The 7,626-nt window shown below is 72.2% G+C and carries 2 protein-coding genes; one reads left to right on the forward strand and one right to left on the reverse strand.

Annotated elements, in window-relative coordinates; all coding sequences use genetic code 11:
- Window positions 1–132 precede the first annotated feature (132 nt).
- Window positions 133–5,184: an NAD-glutamate dehydrogenase gene (locus AB0G14_RS21490; protein ID WP_357699952.1), complete on the reverse strand. Its 5,052-nt coding sequence runs from the start codon at window positions 5,182–5,184 to the stop codon at window positions 133–135.
- Window positions 5,185–5,469: 285 nt separating this feature from the next.
- Here AB0G14_RS21490 and AB0G14_RS21495 point away from each other — a divergent pair, with 285 nt between their 5' ends.
- Window positions 5,470–7,434, forward strand: a complete 1,965-nt coding sequence (locus AB0G14_RS21495; protein ID WP_357699954.1) for a penicillin-binding transpeptidase domain-containing protein — start codon at window positions 5,470–5,472, stop codon at window positions 7,432–7,434.
- The last annotated feature ends 192 nt before the right edge of the window (window positions 7,435–7,626 follow it).

Genomic DNA, 7,626 nt, shown 5'->3' on the forward strand with positions numbered 1-7,626 from the left:
CGGACGGCATCCGCAACATCGTGGCCGCCGGTCCCCCGGCACGGCAGCGAGGCGGGGCACGCCCCGGAAGACGACGACGCGGTCCGGCCGGTCGGAGAAACCGACCGGCCGGACCGCGCGGCGTGTCCGGCGTCAGGCGGCGGCGGAGGTCCGCACCAGGGTGCGGATCTGGCGCAGCAGCACCGACAGGGCGGCGAGGTCCGCCCGGGACTCGTCGAACTCCCCCATCGCCCGCTCGGCCCGGTGGATCGACGTGGCGTTCGACTGCTCCCATTCCTGCACCCGCTCCTGCGGCGGCAGGGTGCCGGGGGTGGAGTCGAGCACCTCGGCGGTCAGCGCGGCCAGCGCGGCGTACAGGTCGTAGCGCAGCGCCATCCGGGCCAGCGTCTGCCAGCGGTCCTCCCGCGGCAGCAGGGAGATCTTCGACAGCAGCGAGTCGACCCGGAAGCGGTCGGAGAGCACGAAGTAGACCGAGGCCACCTCGCCGACGTCGCGCCCGCTGCTCGCCGCCGTCTCCACCACGTCGAGCAGGCCGAAGCTGTACATCAGCCGGGTCGTCTGCTCGGCCAGGTCGCGCGGCAGCCCTCGCTCGGTCAGCGAGTCGATGTGGGCCGCCAGCGACTCCCGCTCGCTGCCGTAGAAGCGCTCCTCGAGGTCGGGCAGGAGCCGGGCCACGCCGTCGCGCAACCGGGCGATCTCCGCCGGCACGTCGATCGGCGAGCGGCGGTTGGTCACCAGCCACCGCACCGCCCGGTCCAGCAGCCGCCGGGTGTCCAGGTAGACGCTCGTCTGCAGCTCCGGGTCGACCTTGTTGTCCAGGGCCTCCACGGCGTCCCACAGCTCGCGCAGCCCGAACACCTCGCGGACCACCACGTACGCCCGGATCACGTCCGCCGCCGAGGCGGCCGTCTCCTCGACCACCCGGAAGACGAACGTGATGCCGCCCCGGTTGATCGCCTCGTTGACCAGGACGGTGGTCACGATGTCCCGGCGCAGCCGGTGCTGGCCCATCCGGTCGGCGAACCGCTCGCGCATCGGCGTCGGGAAGTAGTTGACCAGGACGTCCGTCGTCCACTCCTCGTCCGCGAGCCCCTCGGCGAGGATCTCGGTCTCCAGGACGATCTTGACGTACGCCAGCAGCACCGCGAACTCCGGCGCGGTCAGCCCGGACTCGGTCCGCACCGCCAGCTCGTCGTCCGGCGGCAGCGCCTCCAGGGACCGGTTCAGCGCCCCGGAACGCTCCAGCTCGGTGATCATCCGCCGGTGCACCGGCAGCAGCGAGGCGGCCTGCGCCTGCGCGTTGTTGATCGCCCGGGCCTGGTCGTAGTTGTCCCGCAGCACCAGCTCGGCGACCTCGTCGGTCATGTCGGCGAGCAGCTCGTCCCGCTCGGGGAGGGTCAGCGCGCCGTCGGCGACCGCCGTGTTCAGCAGGATCTTGATGTTCACCTCGTGGTCGGAGCAGTCCACCCCGGCCGCGTTGTCGATGAAGTCCGTGTAGATCCGGCCGCCGGTCTGGGCGTACTCGATCCGGCCGAGCTGGGTCCAGCCCAGGTTGCCGCCCTCGCCGGTCACCCGGCAGCGCAGGTTCCGGCCGTCCACCCGGATCGCGTCGTTGGACTTGTCGCCCACCTCCGCGTTGGTCTGGCTGGAGGCCTTCACGTACGTGCCGATGCCGCCGTTCCAGAACAGGTCGACCGGCGCGGTCAGGATCGCCTTCATCAGCTCCTGTGGCGAGAGCTGCTCCACCTCGGCGTCCAGGCCGAGCCGCTCGCGGACCTGCGGCGAGATCGGCACCGACTTGGCGGTACGCGGGTACACACCGCCGCCGGCCGAGATCAACTCCCGGTTGTAGTCCTCCCACGACGAGCGGGGCAGCTCGAACAACCGCTTCCGCTCCGCGTACGAGGTGGCGGCGTCCGGGTCCGGGTCGAGGAAGATGTGCCGGTGGTCGAACGCGGCCACCAGCCGGATGTGCTCCGACAACAGCATCCCGTTGCCGAACACGTCGCCGGACATGTCGCCCACGCCCACGACGGTGAAGTCCTGGGTCTGGGTGTCGTGGCCCATCTCGCGGAAGTGCCGCTTCACCGACTCCCAGGCGCCCCGGGCGGTGATGCCCATCTTCTTGTGGTCGTACCCGGCGGAGCCGCCGGAGGCGAACGCGTCGCCGAGCCAGAAGTTGTGCGCCGTGGAGATCTCGTTGGCGATGTCCGAGAACGTCGCCGTGCCCTTGTCCGCCGCGACCACCATGTACGGGTCGTCGCCGTCGTGCCGGACCACGTCCTCCGGCGGCACGATCTCGCCGCTGACGATGTTGTCCGCGACGTCCAGCAGCGCCGAGATGAACTCCTTGTAGCAGACGACCGCCTCGTCGCGGTCCCCCGGCTTCTGCTTGAGCACGAAGCCGCCCTTCGCGCCGACCGGCACGATCACGGCGTTCTTCACCATCTGCGCCTTGACCAGGCCGAGCACCTCGGTGCGGAAGTCCTCCCGGCGGTCCGACCAGCGCAGCCCGCCCCGGGCCACCGGCCCGAACCGCAGGTGCACGCCCTCGAAGCGCGGCGAGTACACGAAGACCTCGAACTTCGGCCGGGGCGCCGGCAGGTCGGGGATCGCCTGCGGGTCCAGCTTGAACGCCACGTACGACTTCGGCCGCCCGTCGGAGCGCTTCTGGTAGAAGCTGGTGCGCAGGGTGGCCTGGATCAGCGTCAGGTAGGCGCGCAGGATCCGGTCCTGGTCGAGGCTGACGACGTCGTCCAGCGCGCCCCGGATCTCCGCGACCAGCTTCTCGCTGCGCTGCTCCCGCTCCTCGTGACCCATCGTGCCCGGCGCGAACCGGACCTCGAAGAGCTCCACCAGCAGCGCGACGATCCTCGGGTACGCGATGAAGGTCGACTCCATGTACTCCTGCGAGAAGACCGCGCCGGTCTGGCGCAGGTACTTCGCGTACGCCCGCAGCACCACCACCTGCCGCCAGGTGAGGCCGCTACGCAGCACCAGCTCGTTGAAGCCGTCGACCTCGGCCTCGCCCCGCCACGCCGCCGCGAAGGCGTTCTCCACGTGCGGGCGCACCTCGGCCAGCTCCTGGTGCCCCTCCGGCAGCCGCAGCCCGAAGTCGTAGAGGTAGACACGGCCGTCGATCCGGTCCACCTCGTACGGGTGCTCGTCGACCACCCGGACGCCGAGGGAGTGCAGCACCGGCAGCACGGCGGAGAGCATCATCGGCTCGCCGTACCGGTAGACCTTGAAGCGGACGTCCATCGCCTCGTCGACGTCCGGGCCCCGCCCGCCGGCCCGCGGCGCGGCCTGCTTGCGGAACAGGTGCATCTCCAGCTGGCCGGGCTCCTCCAGCAGCTCCAGCTTGGCCAGGTCCTTCATCGCCTCGTACGGCGTGTGGCCGTCCTTGTAGCCCTCCGGGAAGGCGTCGGCGTACCTGCTGAACAGGTGCTTGGCCTGCTCGTCGCCGAGCTTGCGCTCCAACACCAGCCGGTAGTCGTCGTCCCACAGCCGGGTGGCGTCGGCCAGCTCCTCGGCGAGCAGGTCGGCGTCGATGTCGCTCGGGGGCTTGGTCGGGTCGGTCCGGACGGTGAAGTGCACCCGGGCGAGCATCGACTCGGTGACCCGGGTCGTGTAGTCGACCCCGACGCCGTGCAGCTCACGGAGCAGGATGTCCTGCATGCGCAGCCGGTTCTGTGTGGTGAACCGGTCCCGGGGCAGGTAGATCAGGCAGGAGATGAACCGCCCGTACGCGTCCCGGCGCAGGAACACCCGCAGCTGCCGGCGACCGGCCATCCGCAGCACGCCGATCACCGCGTGGTAGAGGTCGTCGGTCTTGATCTGGAACAGCTCGTCGCGCGGGTAGGTCTCCAGGATCTGCAGCAGGTCCTTGCCGGAGTGGCTGCGCTGGCTCAGGCCGGAGCGGTCCAGCACCTCGGCCACCTTGCGGCGGACCACCGGCAGCTCGCACACGCTGGTGCGGTACGCGGCCGTGGAGAACAGGCCCAGGAAGCGCCGCTCGCCGACCACCTCGCCGGCCTCGTTGAAGATCTTGAAGCCGATGTAGTCGAGGTAGGCGGAGCGGTGCACGGTCGCCCGCGAGTTCGCCTTGGTGATGATCAGCAGGCGCTTCTCGGTGACCTTGTCGTGCGCCTCCGGCGTCATCGACGACAGCGGCCGGGCCTCCGGGGAGTCCTGGCGCAGGATGCCCAGCCCGGTGCCGAGCACGGCCTCCAGCGCCTGACCCCCGTCGCCGGCGTCGGCCAGGCGGTACTCCCGGTAGCCGAGGAACGTGAAGTGGTCGTGGGCGAGCCAGCGGAGCAGCTCCACCGAGTCGGTGATGTCCTTCTCCGGCACCGGCGGCCGGTTGTCCGACGTCCGCGCGGCGGCCAGCTCGTCGGCGAGGGCGAGCGCCCGCTGGCGCATCTTCGGCCAGTCCTCGACCGCCTCCCGCACGTCGGTCAGCACGCGCTGGAGCTCACCGCGCAGCTTCTCCCGTTCGGCGGCGTCCCGGACCGGGTCGATCTCGATGTGCATCCAGCTCTCGACCAGGTCGCCGGCGATCGCGTCGTCGGGCTCGACGTCGGCGGAGACCTCGACCAGCCGGCCCAGCGGCTCGCGCCGCACCACCACCAGCGGGTGCACCAGCAGGTGCACGTCCAGGTGGCGCGCGTTGAGCAGGGCGGTCACCGAGTCGACCAGGAAGGGCATGTCGTCGGTCACGATCTCGATGACCGTGTGGTGCTGGTCGGCGTCGGGCTCGTGGATGCGGAGCTTCAACTCGCCCGGCACCCGCTGCTGGGCGAGGTCCCGGTGCGCGCGCGCCGCGTCGAGCATCTCCTCGGCGGTGAAGCCGATCAGCTCCTCGTCCGGCGCAAACCGCCAGAAGCGGCTGACCAGGGTCGCCACGTCGTGGTCGTCGCCGGCGAGCGCCACGGCCTGGGCCACCAGGCGCTCCACGTTGGGTACCGGCTCGTCGAGCTCGTTGTCCTCCACGTCGTCGGCCAGCGCGTCAGCGGGCAGGCCCAGGTCGTAGATGGTGTCGATACTCGTACCGGTCATCCCGGTCACCCCTGTGTCGGGCCGGTCGAAGCCGTCCCCGTCGGTTGCCGAATCGAAGCTGTCGTCCCGGCTGGTGTCATCCTGCCGGAGGTCGGGTCCCGGTTTGATCGCCGGACGCCGGTCCATCGGTGCCACTCCCCTCGACCCACCGCGTTGTGGGTCACTCTGCCGCCCAGCCTAGGCCTGCCGTTCCGCGCCTTCGTCGGCGGACCACGGTGCGGACGTCCGGTTCCGGACTTTGTCCTTTCACCCGTTGCGGATACGAGGTTGGCCGGTCGGGGGTTACCCCGCCACCGGTTGTTCATCACCCCGTCGCAGGCCCGTCTTTGCGCACGTCGCAGCCGCCTGGGGACGATACGGACGGCGCGGCCGTACTAGCGTGACGGCAGTTCCGAGATCGGAGGACGCTCCATGCACCCCTCGTACCCCAGCCGTCACCCTCGCAACCGGCTCCGCCCGTCGGTCGCGCTGCTCGCCGTGACCGCGCTCGCGGCCGGCGCGCTCACCGCCTGCTCGGGCAACGACGGGCCGGAGCGCAGCGTCGACGCGTTCCTGACCGGCTGGCGTTCCGGCGACCTCCAGGCCGTCGGGTTCGTGGACCCGACGGGCGCGAAGGTGCCGGCCGCCGACGTGTCCCGCGAGATCAAGGAGCTCTCCGGCGAGCTGGCGGCCACGCCGCCGGCGCTGGCCCGCCAGGGCGACGCGAAGATCACGGCGGACGTCGCGACGGCGGTGGTCACGGTCGAGTGGAGCCTCCCGGGTCAGACCCGCTGGGCGTACGATCGGCAGGTGCGGCTCAGCCGCGGCGGCGACGACGAGTGGCGGGTGATCTGGGAGCCGCAGCTGGTGCAGGAGCAGCTCAGCCGGGGCGACCGGCTCGGGCTGCGCCGGGACCCCGGGCCCCGGGCCGCGGTGCTCGACGCCGCCGGCCAGCCGATCATGGCGCCCCGGCCCGTGGTGCGGGTGGGGCTGCAACCGAGCGAGGTCACCGACGTGGCGGGCCTGACCCGGAAGCTGGACGCGGCCTTCCGGGCGATCCGGCCGGCGATCACCCCGCCGGTGGACCTCTCCGGCCTGCCCAAGCGGCTCGCCGACGCCGACCCGGGCGCGTTCGTCGAGGTGGTCACCCTGCGCGAGGAGGCATACCGGCAGATCAAGACCCGCATCTACGACCTGCCGGGCACCAAGTTCCGCAGCGACAAGCTCGACCTCGCGCCCACCCGCGAGTTCGCCCGGGCGGTGCTCGGCTCGGTCGACCCGGCCCAGGCCGACGACCTGGCGAAGCACCCCGACCGGTACGCGGCCGGCGACCTGGTCGGCCACGGCGGCCTCCAGGGCCGCTACGACGAACGGCTGCGCGGCGCGCCCGGGCTGACCGTGATCACCGAGCGCCCCGGCCCGGACGGCACGCTGGTCCCCACCGGCACCGAGGTGTTCCGCCGCGAGCCGCAGCCGGGGCAACCGCTGAAGACCACGCTCGACGTGGCCACCCAGAACGCGGCCGACGCCGCCCTGCGCGCCGAGAAGCGCCGGGCGGCGCTGGTGGCGGTACGGATCAGCGACGGTGCCGTGCTCGCCGCCGCCAACGGTCCCGGCGCGGCCGGGGAGAACCTGGCCTTCACCGCCCAGGTCCCGCCGGGCTCCACGTTCAAGATGGTCAGCGCGCTCGGCCTGCTCGACCTCGGCGCGGTGACGCCGGACACCACGGTGGCCTGCCCCAAGACGTTCACGGTGGACGGCCGGCCGTTCAAGAACTCGGACAACTTCGAGCTGGGGGCGGTGCCGTTCCGCACCGACTTCGCCAAGTCCTGCAACACGGCGTTCGCGGCGCTGGCGCCGAAGCTCGGCCCCGACGGGCTGGCCGTCGCCGGCCGGTCGCTCGGGCTGGAGGGGCAGTGGGACGTCGGCCTCGACGCCTTCACGGGCAAGGTCTCCGCGAACGGCGGCGCGACCGAGCAGGCTGCCGCCGCGATCGGACAGGGCACCACGGTCGTCAGCCCGCTGGCCATGGCGTCCGCCACCGCGGCGGTCGCCCGGGGGCGCTTCGAACAGCCGAAACTGGTGCTTGACCCGGCCCCGGCGCAGCCCGCCGCCCCCGGCCCGCAGCTCAAGCCGGAGTCGGTCGAGGCGGTCAAGGCGATGATGCGCGAGGTGGTGACGGCGGGCTCCGGCACCGCGCTGAAGGACGTGCCGGGCGCGCCGGTGCACGGCAAGACCGGCACCGCCGAGTACGACAACAACCCGGCGCACACGCACGCCTGGTTCGTCGGCTGGCAGGGTGACGTCGCGTTCGCGGTCTTCGTCGAGCAGGGCGGCGCCAGCACCGCCACCGCCGTCCCCGCCGCCGAGCGTTTCCTGCGCGCCCTGGCCCGCTGACACGCCCCCGCGCGCGCCAGCCCTACCACGGGTCGCACCCGACCGGACCGGGTGACGCGGACCGGGTCCGGGCCGGGTGCAGCCCGACCGCGGCGCGCCCGCCGGCTCGACGCTGTCGAGCTGCCCCCACAGATGGGGCAGCCATGGACACACCCCGGGACCGACACCGACCAACTCCGGCAGACCGCTACG

The organism is Micromonospora sp. NPDC023814, assembly GCF_040639595.1.
Classification (GTDB): domain Bacteria; phylum Actinomycetota; class Actinomycetes; order Mycobacteriales; family Micromonosporaceae; genus Micromonospora.

Coding starts and splice junctions, on each gene's coding strand:
- AB0G14_RS21490 (WP_357699952.1), bottom strand. CDS start 5,184: ATGGACCGGCGTCCGGCGATCAAACCGGGACCCGACCTCCGGCAGGAT.
- AB0G14_RS21495 (WP_357699954.1), top strand. CDS start 5,470: ATGCACCCCTCGTACCCCAGCCGTCACCCTCGCAACCGGCTCCGCCCG.